The 26,468-nt window shown below is 68.5% G+C and carries 22 protein-coding genes; 9 read left to right on the forward strand and 13 right to left on the reverse strand.

From position 1 onward, the window contains the following. Nucleotides 1–95 precede the first annotated feature (95 nt). From KHC28_RS22510 to KHC28_RS22530, 5 genes are all read left to right on the forward strand, one after another. Nucleotides 96–1,589: a pyridoxal-phosphate dependent enzyme gene (locus tag KHC28_RS22510; protein ID WP_214010590.1), complete on the forward strand. Its 1,494-nt coding sequence runs from the start codon at nt 96–98 to the stop codon at nt 1,587–1,589. Between the two features lie 3 nt (nt 1,590–1,592). Beyond that, nucleotides 1,593–2,570 carry a CoA transferase subunit A gene (locus tag KHC28_RS22515; RefSeq protein ID WP_214010591.1) on the forward strand — a complete coding sequence of 326 codons (978 nt, stop codon included), beginning with the start codon at nt 1,593–1,595 and terminating at the stop codon, nt 2,568–2,570. After that, on the forward strand, nt 2,560–3,372 hold the full coding sequence (locus KHC28_RS22520; protein WP_214010592.1) for a CoA-transferase subunit beta: 813 nt from the start codon (nt 2,560–2,562) through the stop codon (nt 3,370–3,372). The genes KHC28_RS22515 and KHC28_RS22520 overlap by 11 nt, the downstream gene beginning before the upstream one ends. Nucleotides 3,373–3,405: 33 nt before the next feature. Then, the gene (locus KHC28_RS22525) at nt 3,406–4,350 is read left to right on the forward strand and encodes an LLM class flavin-dependent oxidoreductase (RefSeq protein WP_214010593.1); all 945 of its coding nucleotides are present in this window, start codon (nt 3,406–3,408) and stop codon (nt 4,348–4,350) included. Between the two features lie 313 nt (nt 4,351–4,663). After that, complete coding sequence (locus KHC28_RS22530; RefSeq protein ID WP_214010594.1) at nt 4,664–5,053, forward strand: hypothetical protein; 390 nt, start codon at nt 4,664–4,666, stop codon at nt 5,051–5,053. Between the two features lie 67 nt (nt 5,054–5,120). On the opposite strand, the gene cofH is transcribed toward KHC28_RS22530, so the two are convergent. After that, the gene (cofH, locus tag KHC28_RS22535; protein ID WP_214010595.1) at nt 5,121–7,595 is read right to left on the reverse strand and encodes a 5-amino-6-(D-ribitylamino)uracil--L-tyrosine 4-hydroxyphenyl transferase CofH; all 2,475 of its coding nucleotides are present in this window, start codon (nt 7,593–7,595) and stop codon (nt 5,121–5,123) included. Nucleotides 7,596–7,600: 5 nt separating this feature from the next. Next, nucleotides 7,601–8,377, reverse strand: a complete 777-nt coding sequence (locus tag KHC28_RS22540; RefSeq protein WP_214010596.1) for a LamB/YcsF family protein — start codon at nt 8,375–8,377, stop codon at nt 7,601–7,603. Between the two features lie 163 nt (nt 8,378–8,540). Here KHC28_RS22540 and pxpB point away from each other — a divergent pair, with 163 nt between their 5' ends. From pxpB to KHC28_RS22555, 3 genes are all read left to right on the forward strand, one after another. Beyond that, nucleotides 8,541–9,299: a 5-oxoprolinase subunit PxpB gene (pxpB, locus tag KHC28_RS22545; RefSeq protein ID WP_214010597.1), complete on the forward strand. Its 759-nt coding sequence runs from the start codon at nt 8,541–8,543 to the stop codon at nt 9,297–9,299. Further along, nucleotides 9,296–10,348, forward strand: coding sequence for a 5-oxoprolinase subunit C family protein (locus KHC28_RS22550; RefSeq protein WP_214010598.1), 1,053 nt, complete (start codon nt 9,296–9,298; stop codon nt 10,346–10,348). Before pxpB ends, KHC28_RS22550 begins: the two co-directional genes overlap by 4 nt. A 95-nt stretch (nt 10,349–10,443) precedes the next feature. Beyond that, nucleotides 10,444–11,196: a GntR family transcriptional regulator gene (locus KHC28_RS22555; protein ID WP_214010599.1), complete on the forward strand. Its 753-nt coding sequence runs from the start codon at nt 10,444–10,446 to the stop codon at nt 11,194–11,196. Between the two features lie 7 nt (nt 11,197–11,203). Here the strand turns inward: KHC28_RS22555 and KHC28_RS22560 are convergent, their stop codons facing one another. The 3 genes from KHC28_RS22560 to KHC28_RS22570 are packed head-to-tail and all read right to left on the reverse strand — an operon-like array spanning nt 11,204 to nt 15,590. Beyond that, nucleotides 11,204–12,382 (reverse strand): xanthine dehydrogenase family Fe-S subunit, encoded by a 1,179-nt coding sequence (locus KHC28_RS22560; protein ID WP_214010600.1) that lies wholly within the window; start codon nt 12,380–12,382, stop codon nt 11,204–11,206. Beyond that, the gene (locus KHC28_RS22565; protein ID WP_214010601.1) at nt 12,379–13,197 is read right to left on the reverse strand and encodes an FAD binding domain-containing protein; all 819 of its coding nucleotides are present in this window, start codon (nt 13,195–13,197) and stop codon (nt 12,379–12,381) included. The genes KHC28_RS22560 and KHC28_RS22565 overlap by 4 nt, the downstream gene beginning before the upstream one ends. After that, a complete protein-coding gene (locus KHC28_RS22570) occupies nt 13,194–15,590 on the reverse strand; it encodes a xanthine dehydrogenase family protein molybdopterin-binding subunit (RefSeq protein WP_214010893.1) in 2,397 nt (798 codons plus the stop codon). Before KHC28_RS22570 ends, KHC28_RS22565 begins: the two co-directional genes overlap by 4 nt. Before the next feature lie 168 nt (nt 15,591–15,758). Here KHC28_RS22570 and KHC28_RS22575 point away from each other — a divergent pair, with 168 nt between their 5' ends. Beyond that, entirely contained in the window at nt 15,759–18,059 is a 2,301-nt protein-coding gene (locus KHC28_RS22575; RefSeq protein ID WP_214010602.1) for a xanthine dehydrogenase family protein molybdopterin-binding subunit, read from the forward strand. Here KHC28_RS22575 and KHC28_RS22580 read toward each other — a convergent pair. The 8 genes from KHC28_RS22580 to KHC28_RS22615 all read right to left on the reverse strand — a co-directional run bounded on the left by KHC28_RS22580 (nt 18,056) and on the right by KHC28_RS22615 (nt 26,459). Further along, on the reverse strand, nt 18,056–18,775 hold the full coding sequence (locus tag KHC28_RS22580; protein ID WP_214010603.1) for a phosphoribosyltransferase: 720 nt from the start codon (nt 18,773–18,775) through the stop codon (nt 18,056–18,058). The two genes, KHC28_RS22575 and KHC28_RS22580, sit on opposite strands and share 4 nt — an antisense overlap. An 89-nt stretch (nt 18,776–18,864) precedes the next feature. After that, nucleotides 18,865–20,427, reverse strand: a complete 1,563-nt coding sequence (locus tag KHC28_RS22585; RefSeq protein WP_214010604.1) for a GMC family oxidoreductase — start codon at nt 20,425–20,427, stop codon at nt 18,865–18,867. Nucleotides 20,428–20,453: 26 nt separating this feature from the next. Further along, entirely contained in the window at nt 20,454–20,960 is a 507-nt protein-coding gene (locus KHC28_RS22590; protein WP_214010605.1) for a hypothetical protein, read from the reverse strand. A gap of 12 nt (nt 20,961–20,972) precedes the next feature. After that, the gene (locus tag KHC28_RS22595) at nt 20,973–22,139 is read right to left on the reverse strand and encodes an LLM class flavin-dependent oxidoreductase (protein WP_214010606.1); all 1,167 of its coding nucleotides are present in this window, start codon (nt 22,137–22,139) and stop codon (nt 20,973–20,975) included. A gap of 10 nt (nt 22,140–22,149) precedes the next feature. Next, on the reverse strand, nt 22,150–23,103 hold the full coding sequence (locus KHC28_RS22600) for an acetamidase/formamidase family protein (RefSeq protein WP_214010607.1): 954 nt from the start codon (nt 23,101–23,103) through the stop codon (nt 22,150–22,152). Nucleotides 23,104–23,113: 10 nt separating this feature from the next. After that, nucleotides 23,114–23,950, reverse strand: a complete 837-nt coding sequence (locus KHC28_RS22605) for a carbohydrate ABC transporter permease (protein ID WP_214010608.1) — start codon at nt 23,948–23,950, stop codon at nt 23,114–23,116. 13 nt (nt 23,951–23,963) lie between these two features. Further along, entirely contained in the window at nt 23,964–24,887 is a 924-nt protein-coding gene (locus tag KHC28_RS22610; RefSeq protein ID WP_246565106.1) for a carbohydrate ABC transporter permease, read from the reverse strand. A 150-nt stretch (nt 24,888–25,037) separates the two neighbouring features. Then, on the reverse strand, nt 25,038–26,459 hold the full coding sequence (locus tag KHC28_RS22615; RefSeq protein ID WP_214010609.1) for an extracellular solute-binding protein: 1,422 nt from the start codon (nt 26,457–26,459) through the stop codon (nt 25,038–25,040). Nucleotides 26,460–26,468: the final 9 nt, after the last annotated feature.

Consider the following 26,468-nt stretch of genomic DNA (forward strand, 5'->3'; position numbering starts at 1 on the left):
CGATCTAAAGAAGAATTTGCCAAAGTGATACTATCATTAGTATCATGGAAAATATGGTGATGGCGCCCGGCGCCGGCCCCAACCAGGTCGTGAGAATGAACCCCTTCGAGCTTCCGTCCGCCGTCGTCGATTCCAGCATCTATGCCCGCACCGTCACGCATCTGCGCGAGCGCGGCATCGTGCTGCCGCGCTTCTCCGAGCTTGCGGCGCCCGAGACCATCCCCGCCGCCACCCGCGCGGCGTCCGACGCCGCCGACAAGGACGCCCCGGACGCGCGCAACCTGTTCGGCGTGCACTGGTACAACAACGCCTGCGACCTCGGCGGGTTGAGCGTGCCGGACTTCATCGAGCTGCCCAGCGCCGTCACCGGCGTGCCGGCGCGCATCGTGGTGATGCTCGGCCGGCATTTCCCGATGATCCACGCGCACAAGGTACTGGCGGCCTATGCCTGCCTGGCGCCGCGCCTCGCCACCGGCGCCTTCGACCCGACGCATCACCGCGCCGTGTGGCCCTCCACCGGCAATTACTGCCGTGGCGGCGTCGCCATCTCGCGCATCCTCGGCTGCCACGGCGTCGCGGTGCTGCCGGGTGGCATGAGCGCCGAGCGCTTCAACTGGCTGGAGAAGTGGGTCACCGACCCGTCCGACATCGTGCGCACGCCGGGCACGGAATCGAACGTCAAGGAGATCTACGACGCCTGCGCCGAGATGGCGAAGGACCCCGGCAACTTCATCCTCAACCAGTTCTCCGAGTTCCCGAACTATCTCGGCCACTACGCGGTGACCGGCGCGGCGGCGGCGAAGCTGTTCGAGGGGCTGAACGCATCCGGCAAGCTGAACCTCGCCGCCTTCGTCGCCGGCACCGGCTCGGCCGGCACGCTCGGCGCCGGCGACAGGCTGAAGGAAGAGTTCGGCGCCCGCATCGTCGCCATGGAGCCGGTCGAGTGCCCGACGCTGCTGTATAACGGCTTCGGCGAGCACAACATCCAGGGCATCGGCGACAAGCACGTGCCGCTGATCCACAACGTCACCAACACCGACATCGTCGCCGGCGTCTCCGACAAGGCGTCCGACGACCTCGCGCTGCTGTTCGGCTCCGAGGAAGGCCGCGCCTATCTGGCGACGCGGCGCGGTATCGACGAGGCGACCATCAAGGGCCTCGCCTCGCTCGGCCTGTCCGGCATCGGCAACGTGCTCGCCGCGATCAAGACCGCACGGCGGCTCGATCTCTCCGAGGACGACGTCATCATCACCGTCGCCACCGACGGCTCGGAGCTCTATCCGAGCGAACTCGCCGGCCATCTCGCCCGCAAGGGCGGCCGCTTCGACCAGGTCGACGCGGCGGAAGCCTTCGGCCAGCACCTGCTGGGCGCCGGCGCCGACCATGTGCTGGAGCTGGACCACCGCGACCGCCAGCGCGTGTTCAACCTCGGCTACTACACCTGGGTCGAGCAGCAGGGCGTCTCGGTGGAGGATTTCGAGCGCCGCCGCCACCAGTCGTTCTGGAAGGGGCTGCGCGACCACCTCGCCGGCTTCGACGAGCTGATCGCCCGCCTGAACCGCGATGTCGGCATCGCCCAGGCCGCTTGAGAAATGCCGCGTGAGGAGAGCGAAGGCGTGACCCAGTCCTATCTCGACCTGCGGCAGAAGACCCGCGAGCGCGACCGCAGCCTGCGCGACAAGGTGATGTCGCTGGAGGAAGCCGCGAAGCTGGTGGACAATGGCGCCTCGGTGGCGCTGGGCGGCTGCACCGCCTCGCGTACCCCGATGGCGATGCTGTGGGCACTGATCCGCGCCCGCAAGACCGGCCTCACCGTCTCCCGCTCGATCATGTCGACCGAGGGCGACCTGCTCTACGCCTCCGGCCTGTCGACGCACATCCAGACGAGCTGGTTCAGCCAGGGCATCGTCTGGGGCGTGTCGAAGGTGATGCGGGCCTATACCGAGAGCAAGCGCGCCACCTTCGAGGAATGGAGCCACATGGCGATGGGCCTGCGCTACCGCGCCGGCGCCATGGGCGTGCCGTTCATGCCGATGCGCTCGATGATGGGCTCTGGCGTGGTCGACCGGGCGCCGGGCGCCAAGACGATGGAGTGCCCGTTCACCGGCGAGCAGCTGCTGCTGGTGCCGGCGCTGAATCCCGACGTGGCGCTGATCCATGTCCAGCGCTGCGACGCCTATGGCAATGCCCAGCTCGACGGCCTGACCTTCATGGACATCGACATCGCCATGGCGGCGAACAAGGTGATCCTGACCACCGAGCGCATCGTCTCCAACGACCAGATCCGCCGCCACCCCGACCAGACCAAGATCGGTTTCTTCACCGTCGACGCGGTGGTGGAAGTACCGTTCGGCTCGGCACCGCACGAATGCTACGGGCTCTACGAGCCGTTCTATTCGCATATGGACCTCTATGCGCAGATGACCGCCAAGGACCCGGACAAGGGCGCGGCCGACTATCTCGAGCGCTTCCACTACGAGCCGAAGGACTGGGCCGATTATCTCAGCCGCATCGGCATGGCCGAATTGCTCGACGCCCAGCGTCGCGGGAGTGGCATTTATGACGACTGAACTCACCCGCGCGACGTTGACGGAAAGCCCGCTCAAGGCTGTGCCCGCCTACACGGCCTCCGAACTTCTCGGGGTGATGAGCGCCCGCCTGCTGAAGGACGGCCAGACGGTGTTCGCCGGCGTCGGCATCCCGCTGCTCGCCGCCATCCTCGCGCAGAAGACCCACGCGCCGGGGCTCACCATCCTGTTCGAGGGCGGCGTGATCGGTCCCTTCGTCGAGGCCGGCAAGCTGCCGCCGTCCACCAACGAGCAGCGCTGCACGCGGCGCGCCAACATGCTGGTGTCGATCACCGAAGTGCTGCTGATGCTCCAGCGCGGCTATGTCGATGTCGGCTTCATGGGCGGGGCGCAGATCGACCGCTACGGCAACCTCAACTCATCCTTCATCGGCGATGCCGACAACCCGAAGATCCGCCTGCCCGGCACCGGCGGCGGCAACGACATCGCCTCGCTGGCCGACATGATCGTCGCCATGAAGCACGAGAAGCGCCGCTTCGTGGAGAAGGTGGACTTCATCACCTCGCCCGGCTTCCTTGAAGGCGGCACCAGCCGCGCGGATGCCGGCCTGCCGGCGGGCGGCATGTTCCGCGTCGTCACCGATCTCGGCATCATGGGCTTCGACGAGGCGACGAAGGCGATGACGGTGGTGGCGCTGCATCCCGGCGTCACGCCACAGGCGATCAAGGACAATACCGGCTTCGAGCTGCCGGTACCGGCCGACGTGCCGGTGACCGAGCCGCCGAGCGACGTCGAGCTTGCCATCCTGCGCGAGCTCGACCCCCAGCGCCTCTACACGGCGTGACCCCCTTCCGACGCGTTCCCAGCGGAGACTGACATGACCGGCCCGGCTTATGGCATCGCCATGCGCAACTTCACCCGTTTCCCCGAGCTGCCGGACGCACCGGCGCTGGTGGATTACGGGGTGCGGATGGAGGAGCTCGGCTTCGAGTCGCTCTGGGTGTGGGATCACATCCTGCTAGGCACCGACCCGCATTTCCCGATCATCGATTCGCTGACCCTGCTCACCGCGGTTGCGGCGCGCACCAAGACCATCAAGATCGGCACCGGCGTGCTGGTGCTGCCGCTGCGCAATCCCGTCGTGCTGGCCAAGCAGCTCGCCTCGATGGACCTCCTGTCGAACGGCCGGCTGATGCTCGGCGCCGCGGTCGGCTGGTACAAGCGGGAATTCGACGCCATCGGCATCGCCCATGACCGCCGCGGCAAGATCATGGACCGCAACCTCGACATCATCAAACGGCTGTGGACCGAGGACAGCGTCACCGGCGAATGGGACGAGCTGAGCCTGCGCAAGGCGGTGATGTTCCCCAAGCCGGTGCAGAAGCCGCACCCGCCGATCCTGATCGGCGGCTATGTCGACGCGGTGCTGAAGCGCGTCGCCAAGCGCGGCGACGGTTGGCTCACTTATTTCTACACGCCGGAAGGCTATAACGAGGCCTGGGCCAAGATCTCCTCCTTCGCCGAGGAGGAAGGCCGCGATCCGGCCTCGCTCTACAGCCTCAACCAGTTGCCGATCTATGTCGGCCCGCGCGAGGTCGGCCTGCCGAAGATGAACGAGTGGCTCAACTCGGAGTGGGACCTGTCCAAGGGCTCGCTCTCCACCTTCGACAGCGCCATCGTCGGCACCCCCGCCGAATGCGCCGAGCAGATCGCCCGCCACATCGAGACCGGCGTGAAGAAGATCGTCTTCGTGCCGTGGCGCTACGAGAAGGAGCAGATCGACCTGCTCGCCCACGAAGTGCTGCCGCTGCTCCGGAAGTGAGCCGGCAAAACATCTAGGGCTCAGCACGCCTTCTGGCGCTGCATCGTCCATGGATAAGAGCGACGGCCCGCCCCTCTCGCGAAGGGCGGGCCGTCGCGTGTCATCGGTCAGGTGAGCGCGGATGGCGGGCGGGCGGCGACGCGCTCTGCGTCCACCCGCCCAACCGACAGTTGCCACCTGCAAGTTCCCGGAAAGTATGTCGGTTATTTTGCGATGGCCGTGGCGCGCGACGGCGCTCTCCCGCTCGACTCCCGGCTATGCGCTGTTACGTTGCGGCGCCGGGATTTCGACTATCGCCTCAGGAGAGCCTGCCGTGAAACTGTCTTCGATCGCCGTGCTGGCGCTGGTCAGCATCACCGCCGCCGGCTGCGTGACCGCCACGCAGGACAAGGAGAACATGCTCTCCGCCGCCGGCTTCCGCATGCGCCTCGCCGACACGCCGGACAAGGTCGCCTCGCTGAAGAGCCTGCCGCCGCACAAATTCACCGTGCAGAACCAGAACGGCCAGCCGGTCTACCTCTATGCCGACCCGACCGTCTGCGGCTGCATCTATTACGGCACCCAGGACAATTTCCAGGCCTATCAGCAGATGCAGTACCAGCAGCGGCTGGCGAACGAGCAGCAGATGACGGCCATGATGAACCAGCAGGCCGCCGATTCCTTCGATTTCGGCCCCTGGGGACCGATGATGCCCATGTACTGACCGTCGACTGTACTGAACGTCGCTATACTGACTGCCGACGGCATCAGCGGCCGCTTCATGCGGCCGCTCACCCCCGCCGCGCGGCGAGGCTCCCCACCTTGGCGAACTTGCCCGCCGCCGCCTCGACGCGCGGGGTCAGCGCGTTCGCGGCATAGGAGCGCTGCTTCTGCCGCGACGGCGCGTCGGTATAGGTCGTCGTGCGCTGGCGGGCGAGGCGTCCGCTCGCGCGGACCGCCGCCTCCATGCGGTCGGGCGGGAATTCCTGCCCGTGCATGCCGCCGGCGGCGCGGCTGATCGATTCGTCCATCAGCGTGCCGCCAATGTCGTTGGCGCCCGAGCGCAGCGCGGCGACGATGCCGCCCTCGCCGAGCTTCACCCAGCTCGCCTGCACGTTCGGGATCACCGGGTGCAAGGCGAGACGCCCCACCGCGTGCATCAGCAGCGCCTCGCGCCGCGACGGTCCCTGCCGCGTGCCGCCCTTGAGGTAGAGCGGCGCCTCCATGTGCAGGAAGGGCAGCGGCACCAGCTCGGTGATGCCGCCGGTCTCCTCCTGCAAATGGCGCAGCCGGATCAGATGCCGCGCCCAGTGCCGGTAATGGTCGACATGACCGAACATGATGGTCGAGGTGGTCTTCAGCCCGACGCGATGGGCGGCGCCGATCGTCTCCAGCCATTCGGCGGTGTTCAGCTTGTCCGGGCAGATGATCGCCCGCACCTCGTCGTCGAGGATCTCCGCTGCCGTGCCGGGCAGCGTGCCGAGGCCGGCCTCCTTCAACGCGATCAGAAACTCCGTCACCGACAGGCCGAGCGTCGATGCGCCGTGCCGCACCTCCAGCGACGAGAAGGCGTGGACATGCATGTCCGGCACCGCCTGCTTCACCGCACGGACGATGGAGAGATAGGTCTCGCCGGAAAAATCCGGGTGGATGCCGCCCTGCATGCATACTTCGGTGGCGCCGCGCTCCCACGCCTCGATGGTCCGGCGCTGGATCTCGCCGAGGTCGAGCTCATAGGGCTTGCCGCGCAGATGCTCATTGTGCCGCCCCTTGGAGAAGGCGCAGAAGCCGCAGCGATAGGAGCAGACATTGGTGTAGTTGATGTTGCGGGTGACGACATAGGAGACGGTGTCGCCCACCGCCTCGCGCCGCAGCGCGTCCGCCGCTTCCGCCACGCGCTGCGCCTCGTGCCCGCGCGCGTCGAACAGCCGGACGATCTCGGCTTCCTCCAGCCCGCGCCCGGCGAACGCCTTGTCGAACAGGGCGTCGAGCTCGTGCCCCTCCCCCGCGATGGCGGGGCGAGCAATCACGGGATTTGCCGGCCATTCGACCACGGTGCTGTCGAAGCTCTCGCCCTCACCGACGCGCCAGCCGCTTTCATGGGCGAGGCCGCCGGCATCGGCGCGGCGCAGCACGAAGGGCGTCACCGCCTTGTCGAGCCAGCGCGAGGCGTCGAACAGATAGGCCGGATAGACCGCGAGACGCGGGCTCAGCACCTTGCCGGCCTTGGCGGTGGCGGTGGCGAGCGCGGCGAGCGCCGGCCACGGCGCCTCCGGGTTCACATGATCCGGCGTCACCGGCGACACGCCGCCCCAGTCATTGATGCCGGCGGCGATCAGCGGCGCCAGTTCGGCGGCGCGCAAATTCGGCGGCGCCTGGATCGAGATCGACGCGCCGAGAATCAGCCGGGCGAGCGCGATGGTCCACAGATGCTCGTCGAGGCTCGGCTCCGGCGCCTCGGCCATCCGCGTGCCGGCCTTGGCCCGGAAGTTCTGGATGATGACTTCCTGCACATGGCCGTGGCGGGCATGCGAATCGCGGATGGAGAGCAGCGCCTCCACCCGCTCGGCCCGCGTCTCGCCGATGCCGATCAGCAGGCCGGTGGTGAACGGTACCTGCGCCCCGCCGGCGGCCTCGAGCGTCGCCAGCCGAGCGGCGGGCAGCTTGTCCGGCGAGCCGAAATGCGGGCCGCCGCGCGCCGACAGACGCTCGGAGGTGGTCTCGATCATCATGCCCTGCGAGGCGGAAACCTTGCGCAGCATGCGCAGGTCCTCGACCGTCAGCACGCCGGCATTGAGGTGCGGCAGCAGGCCGGTTTCCTTCAGCACCAGCTCGGCCATGGCGGCGAGGTAGTCGAGCGTCGTGGCGTAGCCGAGCGCCGCCAGTTCCTCGCGCACCACCTTGTAGCGCAGCTCCGGCTTGTCGCCGAGGGTGAACAGCGCCTCGTCGCAACCGACGCGCGCGCCAGCGCGGGCGATCTCCAGCACCTCCTCGGGGGTGAGGAAGGCGCGCTGCCCCCTGCGCGGCGGATGCGCGAAGGTGCAGTAATGGCAGACGTCACGGCACAGCTGGGTGAGCGGGATGAACACCTTGCGCGACACGGTGACCACGCTGCCGAAGCCGGCGTCGCGCACCGAGGCGGCCGCGCGCATCAGCCCGGCGGTGTCGCCTTCTCCCGCCAGCGCCAGCGCGGCGTCGCGGTCGAGGCCGCCTGTCCCCAGCACCTGCCGGGCAAGTTCGTCCCACCGCGCCGCCGCGTCGTCCATGATCGTCAGCCTTCCATCACTTCCGGCAGGGTGAGCAGTTCGACCCCCGCCGCCTTCAGCGCATCGCGCACCGCGCCGGCCACCACGATCGCGGTCGGCTCGTCACCATGTACGCACAGCGAATCGAATTTCGTCGGCATCTTCTTGCCGTTCACCGAAATGATTTCGCCGTCGAGCACCATGCGCACCGTGCGCTCGGCCGCCACCTGCGGGTCCTTGATCACCGCGCGCGGGTCGGTGCGGGTGAGCAGGTTGCCCTCGTCGTCATAGAGCCGGTCGATGAACGCCTCGCGCGACAGCGGAATGTCGAGCGCCAGCGCCGCCTTCTCCATCTCGGAATTGGACAGCGCGAGATAATAAAGGCTGGGATCGACGGTCTTGATCGCCCGGCCGATGGCCAGCGCGTAGTCCTTGTCGATGGCGGCCATGTTGTTGAGCGCGCCGTGCGGCTTCACATGCGTCACCTTCGTCCCGGCATAGGCCGCCATGCCGGCGAGCGCGCCGAGCTGGTAGGCGACGAGATATTCGAGGTCGTTGGCGTTCATGCGGATCTGCCGGCGGCCGAAGCCCCAGATGTCGTTGAAGCCGGGATGCGCGCCGATGGAGACGCCGTTCTCCTTCGCCTTCAGGCAGACGTCGCGCATCACCGTGGCGTCGCCGGCATGCAGGCCGCAGGCGACGTTCACGCTCTGCACGATCTTGAGGATGGCGGCGTCGTTGCCGATGTCATAGTGGCCGTAGCCTTCGCCCATGTCGGCGTTGATGTTGATGCGGGTAGCCAAAGACGCCTCCTTAACCGATTGAGCCCATGGAGAGCCCCTGCCCTCTCGACAGCTACGCTATTAAGGCATTAAATAATCATGCCTTTCAAGATGAAACATCCTAACATTAGGATGATTGCCGCAAGGCGACGTCCCTAGCTGATGACCGCAGCATCGGAGTGCCATGGTGGCGACCCCCTCGCCGGATCAGAACCGTCTCGGCCGCCTCGCCCGCTTCCTCGGCGTCGGCGACACCGCCTTCGCCATCGAGTTCGGCACCGGCATCGACCCAGTGCTGAACGCCCGGGTGCATCGCGCCGCGGCGCTGATCCGCGAGGCGACCTTCCCCGGCGTGGTCGAGACGGTGCCGAGCTTCCGCTCGCTACTGGTGCATTACGATCCGCTCGCCACCGGCGCCGCCGCGCTTCAAGAGGCGATGGCCGGCCTCGACCTCGGCGAGGCGGTGGTGAGCGCGCCGGAGCGGGTGTGGGTCATCCCAACCCTCTATGGCGGCGAGGCCGGGCCGGACCTCGACGAGGTCGCCCGCGCCACCGGCCTATCACCGGCGGAGGTGGTCGCCCGCCATGCCGATACGCTGTTTCGCGTCTATGTGCAGGGCTTCCTGCCCGGCTTCGCCTATCTCGGCGTGCTGCCGCCCGAACTGGAGCTGCCGCGCCTCACCACCCCGCGCGTGCGGGTGCCGGCCGGCTCGGTGGCCATCGCCCAGCGCATGAGCGGCGTCTATCCGGTCGAATCGCCCGGCGGCTGGCGGCTCATCGGCAACACGCCGCTGCGCTTCTTCGACCATGCGATGACGCCGCCCACCTTGTTCGCTCCCGGCGACGGGGTGCGCTTCCGCCCGGTCGAGGCCGGCGAGCATGCCGCCATCCGCGCGGCGGTCGCGCGCGGCGACTACGCGCCCGAGCAGGAGGCCGGTCGATGAGCGCCCGCCTCCTCGTCACCCAGCCCGGCCCGCAGACCACGGTGCAGGATCTCGGCCGCGTCGGCGCGCAGGCCTATGGCGTGCCGGTCTGCGGCGCGCTCGACATGGTGGCGCTGCGCCTCGCCAATGCGCTGGTCGGCAACGAGCCGGGCGCCGCCGCGCTCGAATGCCGCCTCATCGGCCCCGCCTTCACCGTCGAGGGCGGGCCGGTGCGCCTGGCGCTCGCCGGCGCCGAGGCGACGATCCAAGTCACGTGCGAGGTCGCGCGCGGCGACGAGACCCGCTCCTACCCTGCCTGGCGCGCCATCGACGTGCCCGAGGGCGCCGGCGTGCGCATCGGCACGCTGCGCGGCAGCGGCGCGGCGGTGCTGGCGGTGGCCGGCGGGTTCGATGTTCCCGTAGTGCTCAATTCCCGCGCCACCGACCTCAAGGGCGGCTTCGGCGGGCTGGGCGGCCGGGCGCTGACGGCGGGCGACCGGCTGCCGGTCGGCACCGGCGCGCCGGAAGGACCCTGCCTCGAACTGCCGCGCCCGCCATCGCTCGCCTTCGACGGCATGCTGCGCGTGGTGCCCGGCCCTCAGGACGACGCCTTCACGCAGGACGGTCTCGCCACCTTCCTCGGCTCGACCTACCGCGTCTCGCGCGAGGCGGATCGCATGGGCATCCGCCTCGAGGGCGCGCCGCTCGCCTTCCACACCTCGGCCGACATCACCTCCGACGGCATCGCCACCGGCGCCATCCAGGTGCCCGGCTCGGGGCTGCCCATCGTGCTGCTCGCCGATCACCAGACGGTCGGCGGCTACGCCAAGATCGCCACGGTGATCTCCGCCGACCTGCCGCGCGCCGGCCGGCTCACCCCGGGTGCCGAGCTGCGCTTCAGGGCGGTGAGCGTCACGGAGGCGGAGGAGGCGCGCCGGGCGCTGGAACGCGAGATCGCCGCGCTCGTCGCCTCGCTGACCCCGGTGCGCGCCGCCGCCGAGATCGATCTCGCGGCGCTTTACGCGACCAATCTCATTTCCGGGGTGGTGACAGCGTGCGATCCCGAGTAACAGGCGTGCGAATAAGTTTATGTGATACTGAAGATAAGATCATTCGTTGATTCTGCCGCAGGTTGAAGCGGCCGCGATGGGTACGACACGAGCCGATGCTGAAGGACAACGCGGCCGCGCTGGCCAATCCCGATTATCGTCGCAGCCCGGTGCCGCGCTATCTGCAGATCGCCGGCGTGATCCGCCGCCGCATCGAAGACGGCGTCTGGGGGCCGAACGAGAAGATCTCCACGCTGCAGGAGCTGGAAGCCGAGTTCCAGGTCGCCCGTGTCACCGTCCGCCAGGCGGTAGAGGTGCTGCAGGGCGAGGGGCTGGTGCGCCGCATCCAGGGCAAGGGCACCTTCGTCTCCGGCGCGGTGGAAGAGAAGCGCTGGCTGAAGCTCGACCTGAAATGGCATTCCATCGCCGGCATCATCGGCGCCAACGTGCCGCGCTTCGTCACCGGCGCCGCCCCGGCCGGGCCGCCGCAGATCCGTCCCGAGGACGGCACGCCGGCGGCACAGTACCGCTATCTGGAAAGCGTGCAGTCGCGGCGCGGCCAGCCCTATTCCTTCGCGCGGGTGCATTTCGACGCCGAGCTCTACGAGCTCGCGCCCGCCCGCTTCGACCGCGAGCCGACCATCAGCGTGATCAGCACGCTGGAAGGGCTGAAGGTGAACAAGGCGCGCCAGTCCTTCATCGTCGGCACGGTGGAGCCGCGCGTCGCCAACCTGCTGGCCATCGGCATCGGCTTCCCGACGGTGGAGGCGCATCTCGTCGTCACCGACGACCGCGACACGGTGATCTACGTCGCCGACATCATCTATCGCGGCGACTGCGTGCAGCTGGACGTCGACCTGCTGCGCTGACGCGCCCTCACCCGCGCCCGAACAGCCGCGCCAGCCAGCCCTTCACCAGGCCCCACGCCAGCGCGCCGGCATCGAGCGAGGCGGCCGACGCCGCCGGCGCCTCGCCCCGGAGCCGCGACGCGAGATTGGCGGCGAAAGTCTGCGTCAGCCGCGCCGCGACGTCGCGGGCGATGGCGCCACGGCTCATCTGCGCCAGCGGCCCCTGCAGCACATAGGCGACGTCGACGCTCACCCGCGTCGCCGCACCATCCGCGTTCTCGGCGAGCCGATAGGCGAGCCGCGCCCGTACCTGCGTGGCGCTGCGGGCGTCGACGCCGCGGCCGTCGATGCTGCCGGACCAGTCGGCCGGGTTCGGCGCGATGCGCCCGGTGCCGCCGAACGCCGCCTGCATCGGCCCGAGCTTCACCACCATCTCGGCGGCGAGCGAGCGCCCGTCGCTCGGCGCGGTCAGCCGCGCGCCCGGCAGGCAGGCGATCACCTGCTCCGGCGACTGAAACAGGGCCCACACCTCCGCGCGCGGAGCCGGCACCTCGAAGCTCTCGCGGATTTCGACCGGATTGCGCAGCGGCTCGTCATCGGCGACCGCCTCCACGGCAACCGCCGCCGCGGTCGCCGGCGGCACCGACGTCGCCTCGACTGCCACCCGCGCCGGCGATACCGGCAGAGCGAGCGGCGAGGCATAGGACGGCGGCGCCAGCATCGTGCCGCGCGTCACGACGGCCTCCGCGCGGGAAGCGGCCACCTTCCGGATGGCCCGGATGATGCCGACATAGCCGGTGCAGCGGCAGAGATTTCCCGCCAGCTCGTGGCGGATGGTGTCCTCATCGGCATGCGGGTGGCGCAGCACGATGTCGCGCGCCATCACCAGCATGCCGGGGGTACAGAAGCCGCATTGCAGGCCGTGCTCGTCCATGAAGGCCTCGCGCAGCTCGCCGACCACCGCGTCGTCGGCCAGTCCCTCGACGGTGGTGATGCGGGCGCCGTCGAGGCTCACGGGGAAGGCGATGCAGGAGCGCGCCGGTGCGCCGTCGATCAGCACCGTGCAGGCGCCGCACACGCCGTGCTCGCAGCCGAGATGGGTGGCGGTGAGCAGCATCTCCTCGCGCAGGAAATCGGCGAGGTGCGTGCGCGGCTCGACGCTGGCCTCGATGGCGCGGCCGTTCACTTCGAGCTTGATCGGGATCATGCGGGCAGGCTTTCGGATTCCAGAGCCTCGATAGCCTGGCGGATGACTTTCCGGTGCAGGCGCAGCGTGGCGGGCTCGGCATCGAGCCCGGCGGCGACCAGCCGGACGTCGAGCAGCGACGGGTCGACGAGGACGGCTTTCGCCTCGGTGACGACGATGTGCCGCCCCTCGGTGGCGCCGACGACAAGGCGGTGGATGCCCCGCGCGTCATCCGCCAGCACCGCGCACATGGCTTCGGCGAACTCACCGACCTTGCGGCAGGACTTGCGGTAGCCGAAACGCGCGGAGGTCGACGCACGCGGCACGAAGACGCCGGTGACGAGCTCGCCCTCCATCAGCGCGGTGGAGAACGCCCCCAGCAGGAAATCCTCCAGCGCCAGCTCGCGGCTACCGTCTGGACCGACCAGCACCACGCGGGCGCCGAGCGCGGTCAGCGTCGTCGGCCAGTCGGCGGCGGGATCGGCATGGACGAGGCTGCCGCCCACCGTGCCGCGATTGCGCACCGCGCGATAGGCGATGCCGTGCGCGACCCGCGCGAGGAAGCCCGGCGTCGGGTCCGGCACCGCGCTGTCCTCGAACTCGGCATGGGTGATGGCGGCGCCATAGAGCACGCCGTCCGCCCGCTCCTCGACCCGGCGCAGCTCGGGGATCTTCGCGACATCGACGAGGCAGGAAGGCCGCGCGAGACGCAAATTCAGCATCGGCCCGAGGCTCTGGCCGCCGGCCACCGGCTTGGCGCCGTGATCCTCGTCGAGCGCCGCCACCGCCGCCGCCACCGTGGCGGGGCGCAGATAATCGAAACGCGCCGCCTTCACGACACCGCCTCCCCCGCCTGCGTCGCCTTCGCCTGCGTCACCTGCGCCTGCGTCACGGCCTGCCGCACCCGGCGCGGCGTCATCGGCGACATGGAGAGCTCGACGCCCATACCCTTCAGCGCGTCGTTGATGGCGTTGCCCAGCGCCGCCGGCGGGGCGATGGCGCCGCCCTCGCCGATGCCCTTCTGGCCGAAGCGGGTATTGGGCGAGGGCGTCTGGATGTGGTCGATGCGCACATTCGGCATCTCGCCAGCGCCGGGCAGCAGGTAGTCGGCGAGCGTCGAGGCCAATGGCTGGCCATGCTCGTCATAGGTCATCTCTTCATAGAGCGCAGTGCCGATGCCCTGCGCGGTGCCGCCATAGATCTGGCCGTCCACCACCATCGGGTTGAGCAGCACGCCGCCATCCTCGACGATGACGTAGTCGAGGATCTCCACCTCGCCGGTCTCCGGCTCCACCGCCACCACGGCGGCGTGGCTGGCATAGGAGAAAGTGCCGGTATCCACCGTCGGCTTGTAGCCGGCAACGAGGTCCAGCCCGTCCGGGTGGATGTCGGCCGGCAGGTTCTGCGGCGCGAGATACCAGGTCTTCGCCACCTCGGCGAAGCTCACCGAGCCGTGCGGCCCCACCACCTGCGCGTCGCGGATCGCCACCGCGTCCTCCGGCGCCTGCAACAGATGCGCGCCGATGCGCTTGATGCGCTCGCCGAGCCGCTCGCAGGCGCTCGCCACCGCGCCGCCCGACATCACCGCCGAGCGCGAGCCCCAGGTGCCGGTGGAATAGGGCGTCAGCGCCGTGTCGCCATGCACGACGTTCACCTGCTCGGGGTCGATGCCCAGCACCTCGCAGGCGACCTGCGCCATGGTGGTCTCCATGGACTGGCCGTGGCTCTGCGCGCCGATGCGCACCTCCAGCGTGCCGTCCGGCGTCAGTCGGGCGCCGCAGCTCTCGATGCCCGGCACCATAGGGATGCCCCAGCCGTGATAGACCGAGGTGCCGTGCGCGCCCTGCTCGCAATAGGTGGCGTAGCCCAGGCCGATCTTCCGGCCGTCCTTTTCGCCCGCGAGCTGGCGCGCCCGCACCGCGTCATGGCCGATCATCTCCCGCGCCCGCCTGAGGCTCTCGGGATAGTCGCCCATGTCGAAATCCTTGCCGGTGATCGAGGTGAACGGCATCTGATCCGGGCGGACGAGGTTGCGCATGCGCACGTCGTAGGGATCGAGCCCGGCCTCGCGGGCGACCGCGTCGATCATCAGCTCCATCGCCGTGCACACGCCGGTGCGGGCGACGCCGCGATAGGGCACGATGGGCGGCTTGTTCGAGCACACCGAATAGGTGCGGCAGCGATAGGCCGGCAAATTGTACGGCCCCGGCAGGTTCGACACCACCTGCGCGCCTTCCAGGCAGGCGGAGAACGGGTAGACCGAATAGGCGCCGGCATCGACATGCGCCACCGCCTCGAAGCCGAGCAGCGTGCCGTCCGTATCCGCATAGGCGGTCATCACATAGTGATGCTCGCGGCAATTGGCGGCGGCGATCAGGTGCTCGCGGCGGTCCTCCAGCCACTTGACCGGCCGGTCGAGCTTCAGAGCCGCCCAGGCGCAGCACACTTCCTCCGGCTGCAACAGGCCCTTCCAGCCGAAGCCGCCGCCGACATCGGGCGCCACCACGCGGATCTTGCGCGTATCGAGCCCGAGGCATTCGGCGAGGCCGGAGCGCACGATGTGCGGCATCTGCGTCGCCGTCCACAAAGTGAGCTGTTCGAGATAGCGCTCGAACACCGCGATGCAGCCCTTGCCCTCCAGCGGCGACATGCACTGCCGGCTGGTACGCACCTCGCGCGTCACCTTCACCGGAGCGCTCGCGAGCTTCTCGGCATCGAAGAACTTGTCGGTCTGCGAGACGAGGAACACATTGTCCGGCCACTCGTCATGCACCAGTGCCGCGCCGGGCTGAGCGGCACGCAGCATGTCGTGATTGGCCGGCAGTTCCTCATAGTCGACGCGGATCTCCTCGCAGAGGTCCTCCGCCTCGGCGCGGGTCTCGGCGAGCACCATCACCACCGGCTCGCCGGCGAAGCGCACCTTGCCGCTGGCGAGCGAAGGCTGGGTGGAGACGCGGAAGCCCGGCAGGCCGGTCTTGGCGAGGATGTCCTTCACGCCGACCATGTCGGCATGGGTGAAGGCACGGCCCTTCAGATGCGCGGGAATGTGGATCGCCCGGATCCGCGCATGGGCGAGCGGGGCGCGCAGGAAGGCGGCTTCGAGCTGGCCGGGGAAGCGCATGTCGCCGACGAACCGCCCGCGGCCGGCGAGCAGCCGCGCATCCTCCTTGCGGCGCACCGAGGCGCCGACCCCGCGCCCCTCCCGCGCCCCATGGCTCGATTCCTGCATGATCACGACCGATCGATCCCCTGATGGAAGCGCCCTATCTGGCGCACTATCCTATTCGATTATCGAGATTATCACACGATATGTGCTGATCTTTGCATAAACAGTATCATTGGCAAGAGCGCAGAGGCGTTCTAAGCTGGATCGACGCGACACAAGGGGATCAGCGCGATGAAATTCGGTGTGGGCCAGCCGTTCCGGCGCGTCGAGGACCAGCGCTTCATCACCGGCACCGGCCGCTACACCGACGACATCCGTTATGACGGCGAGGCCTATGGCTTCGTGGTGCGCTCCCCGGTCGCCCACGGCATCCTCAACGGCGTCGACGCCGAGGCGGCGCGTGAGATGCCCGGTGTGCTCGCCGTCTATACCGGCGCGGATCTGGCGGCCGACAATATCGGCACGCTGCCCGCCGTCATCGTGCTCGACAATGTCGAGGGCGGGCGCATGCCCACCCCGCCCTATCACCCGCTGGCGCAGGGCAAGGTCACCTATCTCGGCCAGCCGGTCGCCTTCGTGGTCGCCGAGACCGCCATCGAGGCGCTGGAAGCCGCCGAGGCGGTGGCGCTCGACATCGAGGATCTGCCGGCGGCGATCGACCCTGTGGCGGCCTTTGCCGCGGACGCGCCGCAGCTTCACCCGGAAGCACCCGGCAATGTCGCGCTCCACTGGGCGCATGGCGACGTCGCCGCCACGCAGGCAGCACTAGAGGCCTCGCACCGCGTCGTCGAGCTGGAGGTGGTGAACAACCGCATCATTGTCGCCTCGATGGAGCCGCGCAACGCCATCGGCCTCTTTGACGCCGAAACCGGCGACTTCACGCTGGTGACGGGCTCGCAGGGCAGCCACATGATTCGCGGCTGGCTGTTCGAGCAGCTGTTCGGCGAGCCGGCGACCAAGCTGCGCGTCATCACCCCGGATGTCGGCGGCGGCTTCGGCATGAAGGCGATCCCCTATCCCGAGCAGGGCCTCGTGCTCTACGCCGCCCGCAAGCTCGGCCGTCCCGTGCGCTGGCAGTCGAGCCGCACCGAGGCGTTCCTCTCCGATACGCAGGGCCGCGACAACCTCTCGCGCGCCCGGCTCGGCATTGGCGCCGACAACCGCTTCACCGCGCTGCTGGTGGAGACCATGGCGCCCTGCGGCGGCGCGCTGTCGGCCTTCGGCGTCTACTGCCCGACGCTGTCCGGCCCGCCCATGGCGCCGGGCGTCTACCGCATTCCCGTCGTCGCCACCGATGTGCGCATCGCCTACACCAACACCGCGCCGATGGACGCCTATCGCGGCGCCGGCCGGCCGGAGGCCGCCTATCTCATCGAGCGCATCGTCGACAAGGCCGCGCGGGAACTCGGTCTCGCCCCGGAAGTGCTGCGCGAGCTCAACATGATCGCCCCCGGGGAGATGCCGCACAAGACCGGCGCCGGCGTCACCTATGATTCCGGCGACTTCGCCGCGGTGATGAAGACCGCGATGCAGACGGCCGACTGGGCCGGCTTCCCCGCCCGCCGGGCGCAGTCGGACGGGCTGATGCGCGGAATCGGCCTCGGCTACTACATCGAGCGCACCGGCGTGCCCGGCAAGGAAGGCGCGGTGGTGGAGATCTCAGTCGACGGCGCGGTGACCGTGCATGTCGGCACCCAGTCCACCGGCCAGGGCCACGAGACCACCTATGTGCAGATGACCGCCGAGGCGCTGGGCCTCGATGTCGAGCGCATCACCGTGAAGACCGGCGACACCGACCAGCCGCTGCCCTCGGCCGGCGGCACGGTGGCCTCGCGCTCCATGGTGCATGGCGGCGGCGCGCTGCGCCTCGCCAATGGCGACCTCATCGGCAAGGCGCATGAGCAGGCGGCAAAGCTGCTCGACAGCGACATCCGCGAGGTGGAATTCGAGGACGGCGCCTTTCACGTGCCCGGCACCAACCGCCATGTCGGCCTTCTGGAGGTGGCGGCGAAGGCCGGCGGCCTCACCGGCGTCGGCGATTTCGAGCAGATGATCGGCACTTTCCCCAATGGCGCGCATATCTGCGAGGTGGCGGTCGATCCCGACACCGGCTCGATCAAGGTCGAGCGCTATACGGTGGTCGACGATTTCGGCCGCACGCTCAACCCGCTGGTGCTGTCCGGCCAGGTGCATGGCGGCATCGCGCAGGGGCTCGGCCAGGCGATGCTGGAACGCGTGGTCTACGATCCCGACACCGGCCAGCTGCTCTCCGGCTCGTTCATGGATTACGGCATTCCGCGCGCGGAGGACGTGCCGTTCTTCGACGTCTCGACGCAGAACGTGCCTTGCACCACCAACCCGCTCGGCATCAAGGGTGCGGGCGAGGCCGGCGCCATCGGCGCCCCGCCGGCCTTCGTGAACGCGGTGATCGACGCCCTCGCACCGCTCGGCATCACCGAACTCGACATGCCGCTCACCCCGTTCCGGGTGTGGGACGCGATCGAGGCGGCGAAGGCGGCGAAGGCCGCCTAGGGTACCGTCGGCAGCGTGCCTTCCACCGGCCACCAGCCGCCCTCCCGGCGCGCGAAGAGCGGGCAGCCATAGGCCGCCCTCACCCGCTCCGCTGGCAGCACGGCCGCCACCGCCTCCACCCAGCGATTGGTCTGCTTCATCGCCACCGCCATGCCGGCGATCTGCGCCCCTGCCCGCGCGAGCAATCGGCACGCCGCCACCGCCGTGCCACCGGAGGAGATGGCGTCGTCCACCAAAAGCACCCGCCGGCCCTCGATCAACGGCAACAGGTTGGGATCGAGCCGCAGCCTTTTGCCGGCCTCCGGCGTGGTGATCGAACTCACCGGCTCGGACAGCTCGTCGCGGTACCAGAACTTCCGGGAATAGCCGAGCGGCACGTAGCGCGCTTGCCCCAGCCGCTCCGCCACCAGCGCCGCGAAGGCGAGGCCGAGCGTCGGCAGGCCGGCTACCATTTCGGCGCCGAGGTCCCGCGCGGCCTCCGCCATCGCGTCCGCCAGCGCATTCACCACCGCATGCGAGGCCTGGTTGGCGATCAGCGAGGCCACGGCATGCGCGCCGTCCGGCAGCGCGCGCAGCGGCAGCACCAGCACGCGGCCATCGGCGAGGCGCACGGGATAGCCGAAGCGATGCGGCGCCGTCGCCGAGAAGCGCGGCGGCACGTCCGGCGTCAGTTCCTGCCAGTAATCCAGCGTCGGTTCGGTGAAGGTCTCGGACACGTCGCGCCTCATGCAAACGGCCCCGGCTGCGTGCCGGGGCCGTGGGTCTCATTACATCGTCGCCGGCCGCAGGGCAGCCGTCCGACGCCTCACAGCTCGCCGGCCGCCATCTGCTTCGCCATGAAGTCGGCCTGGCGGATCGCCAGCGCCACGATGGTGAGCGTCGGGTTGCAGGCGCCGCCGGTGGAGAAGGTCGAGCCGTCGGAGATGAACAGGTTCGGCACCTCCCACGCCCGGCCATTGCTGTCGAGCACGCCGTCCTCGGCCTTGGCCGCCATGCGGTTGGAGCCGAGATTGTGGCTCGCCGGATAGGACGGCGCCTCGATGGAGCGCTTCGCCCCCGCCGCCGCGTGGATGGCGGAGAGCGTCTTGTAGCCGTGCGAGCGCAGCTTCAAATCGTTGGGGTGGTCGTCATAGTGGATGTTGGCCACCGGCACGCCGAAGGCATCGAGCTCGTCGGTCAGGGTAATGCGGTTGCCGGGCTGCGGCATGTCCTCGCCGGACATGAAGATGCCGGCCATGTTGCGGTATTGCTCGATCACCGACACGAAGTCGCGGCCCCACCAGCCGGGCTCCAGGAAGGCGGCGGTGGTCGGCAGGCCCATCGAGTTCATCTCGATATAGTAGCCGCCGGCGAAGCCGCGCGCGGGATCGTGGCGGACATAGTCGTCGATCATGCCGGCCATGATCTCGCCCCGGTGCATGTGAACCGGCTTGTCGAAGATCGACCACACGGTCTGGATGATGTGGCGCAGATAGTGCCGGCCGACATGGCCCCAGCCATTGGCGAGGCCGTCCGGGAAGCGCGCGCTCTTCGAGTGCAGCAGCAGCCGCGAGCTCTCGACGCAATTGCCCGCCACCACCACCGCGCGCGCCTTCTGGCGATGCGTCACGCCGGCGGCGTCGACATAAACGACAGCGGACGCCTTGCCGGCATCGTCATGCTCGATGAAGGTCACGCGCGACTGCGGGCGCAGTTCCAGCTTGCCGGTGGCGAGCGCGCGCGGGATCTCGACATTCAGCGTCGACCAGCGCGAGCCGGTCTTGTCGCCGGTGATGGTGAAGCCGTCCTGGATGGTGGCCGGGCGGCCGTCATAGGGGATGGAGTTGATGGCGTGCCGGCCGGTGGAGATGTTCAGCCCCAGCGCCTTGGCGCCGGCATACATCACCTTGAAATTGTTGTTGGCCGGCAGGCCGGGCAGGCCGTTGGTGCGCGTCACCCCCATCTTCGCCTCGGCGAGCTCATAATAGGGCTCGATGTCGGCGACGGTGAACGGCCAGTCGATCAGGCTGGTGCCGGGAAGTTCGCCATAGAGCGTCTTGGCGCGGAACTCGTCCTCGATGAAGCGGTAGCAGCAGGCCGACCAGTGGCTGGTGGTGCCGCCCACCACCTGGCAGCTCCAGCTCGGGGAGAACGGATGGTCCTTGGCGGCGCGCCAGGTGCCGGACGCCGTGCGCTTGTCGAGCCAGGACAGCATCTCGTAGCCGCCCCACTCGTCATTGACGAAATCGTCCGGGGTGAGGTGCTTGCCGGCCTCCAGCAGCACCACCTTGACGCCGCGCTTGGTCAATTCATGGGCGAGCGTGCCACCGCCGGCGCCGGAACCGACGATCACCACGACGCCGGAATCATCGAGCTCATACTGTGTCATCATGCGTACCTGTGTGCGGTGAGCCGTCAGATGCCGGGAGGCGGTTCGGGCAGCCAGTCGAGATCGTTGAAGCCGCGATTCACATAGCCGCCGAGCTGCACGGCGGCGCCCTCGTAGCCGAAGGCCTGCCACACTTCGAGATCGTCATAGAGGAAGCGCACCGTGGAGCGCTGCACCAGCCGGAAGGCCGCCGTCGCCTCGATGGCCTTCAGCGTGTTCACGCGGTAGCTCTCGGACAGCTCGCGGAACGGCACCGGCATGGCGCCGTCGACCAGATCGACGAATTCGGCGAAGCCCTGCGCCACCGCCGGCATCTTGGCCGCCAGCGCGTCGAAGGCAACGATGGTGCGGCGATAGACCCGCTCGGGCAGCGTCTGGTGCGGGTAGAGCGTGTGCGCCGCGCTGACCAGCGTCTCGGCGGCATGGGCGTCGAACACCTTGAGCATGCCCACCCACTCCGGCCCCTCCGGCACGTCGACCGGCGGCGGCATCTTCGGGTCCTTGTAGGCGGTCGGCAGGGCGGTTTCGCTCATCGGCACGGTTCCTCAGTTCGCCGGCAGCTGCTCGCCCGGCGGCAGCCAGGCATTGATGGCGGCGGCATTCTTGACGAGATCGGCGGCATGGCTGGCGCGCGAGCGCTCCTCGGCGATCAGCAGCCGCTCGCGGGTCGGCTGGAAATGCGGGATGACGTGGCGGGCGAACAGCTCGTAATGGCGCAGCGTCGCCTCGCGGTTGGCCCAGTCATGCGCCAGCATCAGGAAGCAGCCGAACTCGCCGGCGCGCCCGGCGAGGCGCTTGAGGAAGGCGACCGCGTCGTCCGGCGTGCCGATGACGCCGATGCCGGTCTCGTTCATCCAGGCGATGCGCTCCTCGAACGTGTCGCCCACCGCGGTGATCGAAGGCATGGCGATGGTCTTCTGGGTGTATTCGCAGAAGGCGTCGAAGCCGTGCCGCATGTCGGCCACCGCCTGCTCGCGGGTCTCGGCGACGTGCACATTGACCACGAGCCGCCAGCGCGAGGGATCCGGCACATGGCCGTGCTTGATCGCCTCCTCGGCATAGACGTCCCAGTGCAGCGGCGGCGCCGGCATGCCTTCCTTCGGCGAGATCACGCCGGTGGAGAGCAGGCCCAGCCCGTGCTTGCCGGCGATGCGCGGCCCGGCCTCCGAGCGGGTGGCGGCGACGCAGACGTCGAACACCGGGTCGCTGTAGGGCGCCACCTGGCAGAAGGCGTCGACCAGCTTATAGCGGTCGGTCTCGGCGCTCACCGGGTCGAGCGAGGTGAGCAGCTTCATCAGCACGCCGAGATCGTGGTCGAGCGCCGGGCGCAGCTGGCGCGGGTCGAGCCCGAACATCGAGGCGTCGCTCGGCAGCCCGCCCGGCCCGAAGCCGGCCATGAAGCGCCCGCGCAGCAAATGATCCATCAGGATCATCCGGTCGGCGACATGGTAGGGGTTGTGATAGGGCAGCGGCACGATGCCGGTGCCGAGCTTGATGTTCTTGGTCAGCGCGCCGACATGGGCGAGGAACACCATCGGGTCGGCGATGATCTCGCTGCCGGCGGAATGGTGCTCGCCGACCCACGCCTCCTCATAGCCGAGCGCGTCGATCCACTGGATCGTCTCCATGTTGCGCTGGAGCGAGGTGGTGATGTTCTGCGTCGGCGGCGAGTTCCACGGCGGCATGAAGATGCCGAAGCGCGTCTTCTTCATCGGATGGTCCTCAGCGCCGCGCGGGAAGGAATTTCTTGGGCAGCACGCAGTGGATGCCCTTGTTGCCGTCCACCGTCTGGGTGACGCGCAGATCGGCGCAGAGCGAGCACAGCGTATAGGCGTCCTGCGCCGAAAGCCCGGAATGCTCGGAGATCAGCACGATCATGTCGCGCAGCGCTTCCTTCACCGCGTCGTCGAGATCGGGATCGAAACCCATGGTGATCCACTCATCGGCCTTCTCGGCGCGCGGCGTGGTGAGTTTCATGTCCTTGCGGACATGGAATTCGAAGGTGCCGGTGAGCGCGGTCTCGATGGCGGTGATGCACACCTCGCCATCGCCCTGCCGGCCGTGGCCGTCGCCGGCCGAGAACAGCGCGCCGGGCGCGAAGACCGGGAAATAGGTGGTGGTGCCCACCCCCAGTTCCTTGTTGTCCATGTTGCCGCCGAACACCCGCGGCTCGGTGGAGGACAGCCGGCCCCATTCGAGCTTGGGCGCCACGCCGAAATTGCCGAAGAACGGTTCGAGCGGCAATTCCTGCCCCCAAGGCAGGGTGGCGATGTTGCGGGCCCGGTCGAGCGGGATGTGCATGCGCCGCAGCTCGGGGAAATCCTCCGGCAGCGTGCCGAGGAAAGGCAGCTGGATGTTCCAGCCCCAGTCCGCGCGAAAGGCGATGTCCAACAGCCGGACTTCCAGCACGTCGCCCGGCTCGGCGCCCTCGACGAAGATCGGCCCGGTGAGCAGATGCGGCCCCGGCCCGCGATGGATGCTCGCCATCACCTCCTCGTGCCCCGGCACCGGGGTGAAGCCGGTGGCGGCGAAGTCGGGCAGGTCCTCCGGCTCGCCGGACAGGGTGTCGATCACCACCCGGTCGCCGGACTTGATGGTCAGCGCCGGCGGCAGGGTGGCGTCCCACTTGCCCCAGTTCACGGTTCCCGGCTGCGCCGGCAGGTAATGCTCCGCCATCGTGTTTTCCTCAGCCCTTGACGGCGCCGAGCGTCAGCCCGCGCACGATGTGACGTTGCAGCACGAACACCACGGCGAGGACGGGGATGAGCGCGGTCATTCCGACGACCGCCATCTCGCCCCAGCGCACGCCCTGGCTGGTGATGAGTTTGGGAATGGAGACCGGCAGCGTCGTCACCGACTTGCCGCCGAGCATGAAGGCGAACAGGAATTCGTTCCAGGCGAAGATGAAGCACAGCACGCTGGTGGCGACGATGCCGTTGCGCAGCAGCGGGAACACCACCCGGCGGAAGATCTGCACCTTCGACCAGCCCTCCAGCGCCGCCGCCTCCTCCAGCTCCACCGGCAGGTCGCGGCAGAAGGAGCGCAGCACCCAGACGTAGAAGGACAGGTTGAAGGTCATGTAGGCGAGCGTCAGCCCGAGGAAGCTGTCGAGCAGCCCGACCTTGGCGTAGATCAGGTAGAACGGGATGACGAGGCACACCGGCGGCGCCATGCGCGAGCCGAGGATGAACAGGAACAGATCGTCCTTGCCCTTCATCTCGAAGCGCGCGAACGCGTAGGCGGCCGGCGTGCCGATGATCACGACGAGCGCCGTCGACACCGTGCACAGCAGGAAGGAGGTCAGAAGGCTCCAGTGGAAGCCCTGCTCGATCACATAGGAGAAATGGTCGAGCGTCGGCACGAACAGCCACTGTGTCGGGCGCGCGAACATGGCGTCGTTCGGCTTCACCATCATCGACGCCATCCAGAAGATCGGGAACAGCATGATGGCGGCGTAGACGATGACCAGCGTGGTCCAGAACAGACCGCGCGATCCTTCGGGGCGGCTTGCGGCTTCGGCCATGGTGAAACTCCCCTCAGAACGCGTTCAGGCGCTTCTTGGCGACCTGGTAGAAAATCGAGCAGAAGGCGAAGAAGGCGATCCACACCAGCACCGCCAGCGCCGAGGCCTCGCCGATATTCCAGAACTCGAAGGTCATCTTGTTGGCGAGGATGGAGGGGGTCTCGGTGGTGATGCCCGGCCCGCCATTGGTCAGGATGTAGATGGTGTCGAACACCTTGAAGGCGTCGATGAAGCGCAGGAGGCCGATCACCGCGAGCAGCGGCGTCATCATCGGCAGCGTGATGTGGAAGAACATCTGCACCGGGTTGGCCCCGTCCACCGCCGCGGCGCGGTAGGGCCCGAGCGGCAGCGCCTGCAGGCCGGCGAAGAAGGCCAGCATCATGAACGGCGTCCACTGCCAGATATCGACGAAGATCAGCGCGTAGAGCGCCAGGTCCGGCGAGGCGAAGATCGAGGTCTCGCCGAGAATGTTGAAGCGCTCCAGCACGTTGTAGGAGAAGAACCCCCACGAGCCGGCGAGCATGATTTTCCACAGCAGGCCGACGACGATCGGCGCCATCATGGTCGGCATGAACAAGAGCGGGATGAGGATCGAGCGCCCGCGCACATTCTGGTTCAGCACCAGCGCGCCGATCAGGCCGAGCATGAACTCGATCGGCACCGCGATGAACACGAAGGTCGTGGCGACGCCGATGGAGTTCCAGAACCGCTCGTCGGTGAGCAGCGTCATGTAGTTGTCGAAGCCGACGAAGTCGCGCACCCGGCCGAACTTCGCCTCGTGGAAGCTGAGATAGATGGCGTAGATGAACGGCGCCAGCGACACCACCACCAGGGTGATCATCGAGGGAGCGATCAGCAGGTAGGGGTACCAGGCGCGCTCGCGCATCCCCGCACCCTGCGGCGCGGCCGCCGTCATCGTCTCGCTTGCGCTCGCCATCCTGCCTGTCCGTCTTTCTGCGTGGTCATGCCTGTCGGGAAGAAGGGCCGGGACGCGGGGGCACGCGTCCCGGCAGGCGGCCGGCTGATCGGTTGGGGGCGCCGGCCGTAACGGGGCGCCGGAAGCGCAGGGCTCCCGGCGCTCAGGCGATCAGAGCGTGCAGGATTTGCCGCCGCACAGCTTCTCCAGGGCCGCCTGGCCCTGCTTGGCGCCCTGCTCGGGGGTCATCTTGCCGAGGCCGACTTCCTGGGCGATGCCGCTCATGGCGTCGATGATCTCCGGGTACTTCTCCATCTTCGGCCGCGCGGTGGCGACGTCGAGCGAGGACTTCATCGCCGCGAACAGCGTCGGGTTGGTGCTGTCCTTGATCGCCGGCGCCGCCCACGAGCTCTCGCGGATCGGCACGCCGCCCTGGCCGATCTCGATCAGCTTGTCCTGCTGCCTCTTGTCGGCAAGCCACTGCAGGAACAGGAAGGTCGCCTCGGGGTTCTTCGAGGCGGCGCTGATCACGGTGACCGACGGCTCGGCGTCGGCATGGCGGTGCGCCTCGTTGCCGGCCTTGGCCGGGATCGGGGCGTAGACGAACTTGCCCGCGTAGGGCGACACGCCGGGCTTGTCGATGCCGAGCACGAAGTCCGACCAGGCCAGCGACTGGGCGGCGATGCCGTTGCCCATCACGGTCGGCACGTCGACCAGCGAATATTCGGCGATGCCGGGCGGGGCGAAGGTCCACAGCTCGCGCCACATCTTCAGCGCGGCGACGGTCTGCGGGCTGTCGAAGGCCGGCTTGCCGTCCTTGTCGAGCAGGTCGCCGCCATAGTTCTCGATGAAATTCACCCAGAGGTTCGAGAAGGTCGAGCCGCCCTTGATGCCTTCGAGAACGATGCCGTAGAAATCGCTGGTCAGCGGCACGCCGGCCAGCTTCTCGCCCTTCTTGCGGGTGAAGAACTCGGCGATGTCGCGCATCTGCTCGATGGTCTTGGCCGGGGCGAGCTCATAGCCGTACTTGGCCTTGAACGCCGCCTTCTCCTCCGGGTTGTTCAGCAGGTCGGCGCGCGCCCAGTAGACGTGGTTGTAGTTCCAGTTGATGAAGCCGTACTGCTTGCCGGCGCTGAAGGCGGTGGTCTTGTACGGCGCCTGGATGAAGTCGGCGGCGTTGAGGCCGGGGTCCGACAGCTTGGGATCGGCGACGAACTTGTCGAGCGGCATGATCACGTCGGCCGACAGCATCGGGCCGAGCTGGGCGCCGTGCAGCATGATGGCGTCGTAATGGCCACGGCCGGACAGCATGTCGGCCTGGCCCTTGTTGATCACCTCGAAATGGTTGAGCAGCTCCCACTCGACCTTGATCCCGGTCTCCTTCTCGAAGTCCGGCACGATCTTGGACAGCGTCTCCTGCAGCGGCGTGATCTCGTCCAGCACGCGGATGGTGGTGCCCTTGTAGGGCGCGCCCGCCTTCGCATAGAAGCCGGCATCCTGCGCCATGGCGGGCTGGGCGGAGGAGACCACCATCGGCACGGTGAGTGCCGTGGTTGCCGCCAAGGCGGCGGCGAAGCACCAGATTTTACGCATTGTCGCTCT

The organism is Ancylobacter sonchi (assembly GCF_018390695.1).
Classification (GTDB): domain Bacteria; phylum Pseudomonadota; class Alphaproteobacteria; order Rhizobiales; family Xanthobacteraceae; genus Ancylobacter; species Ancylobacter sonchi.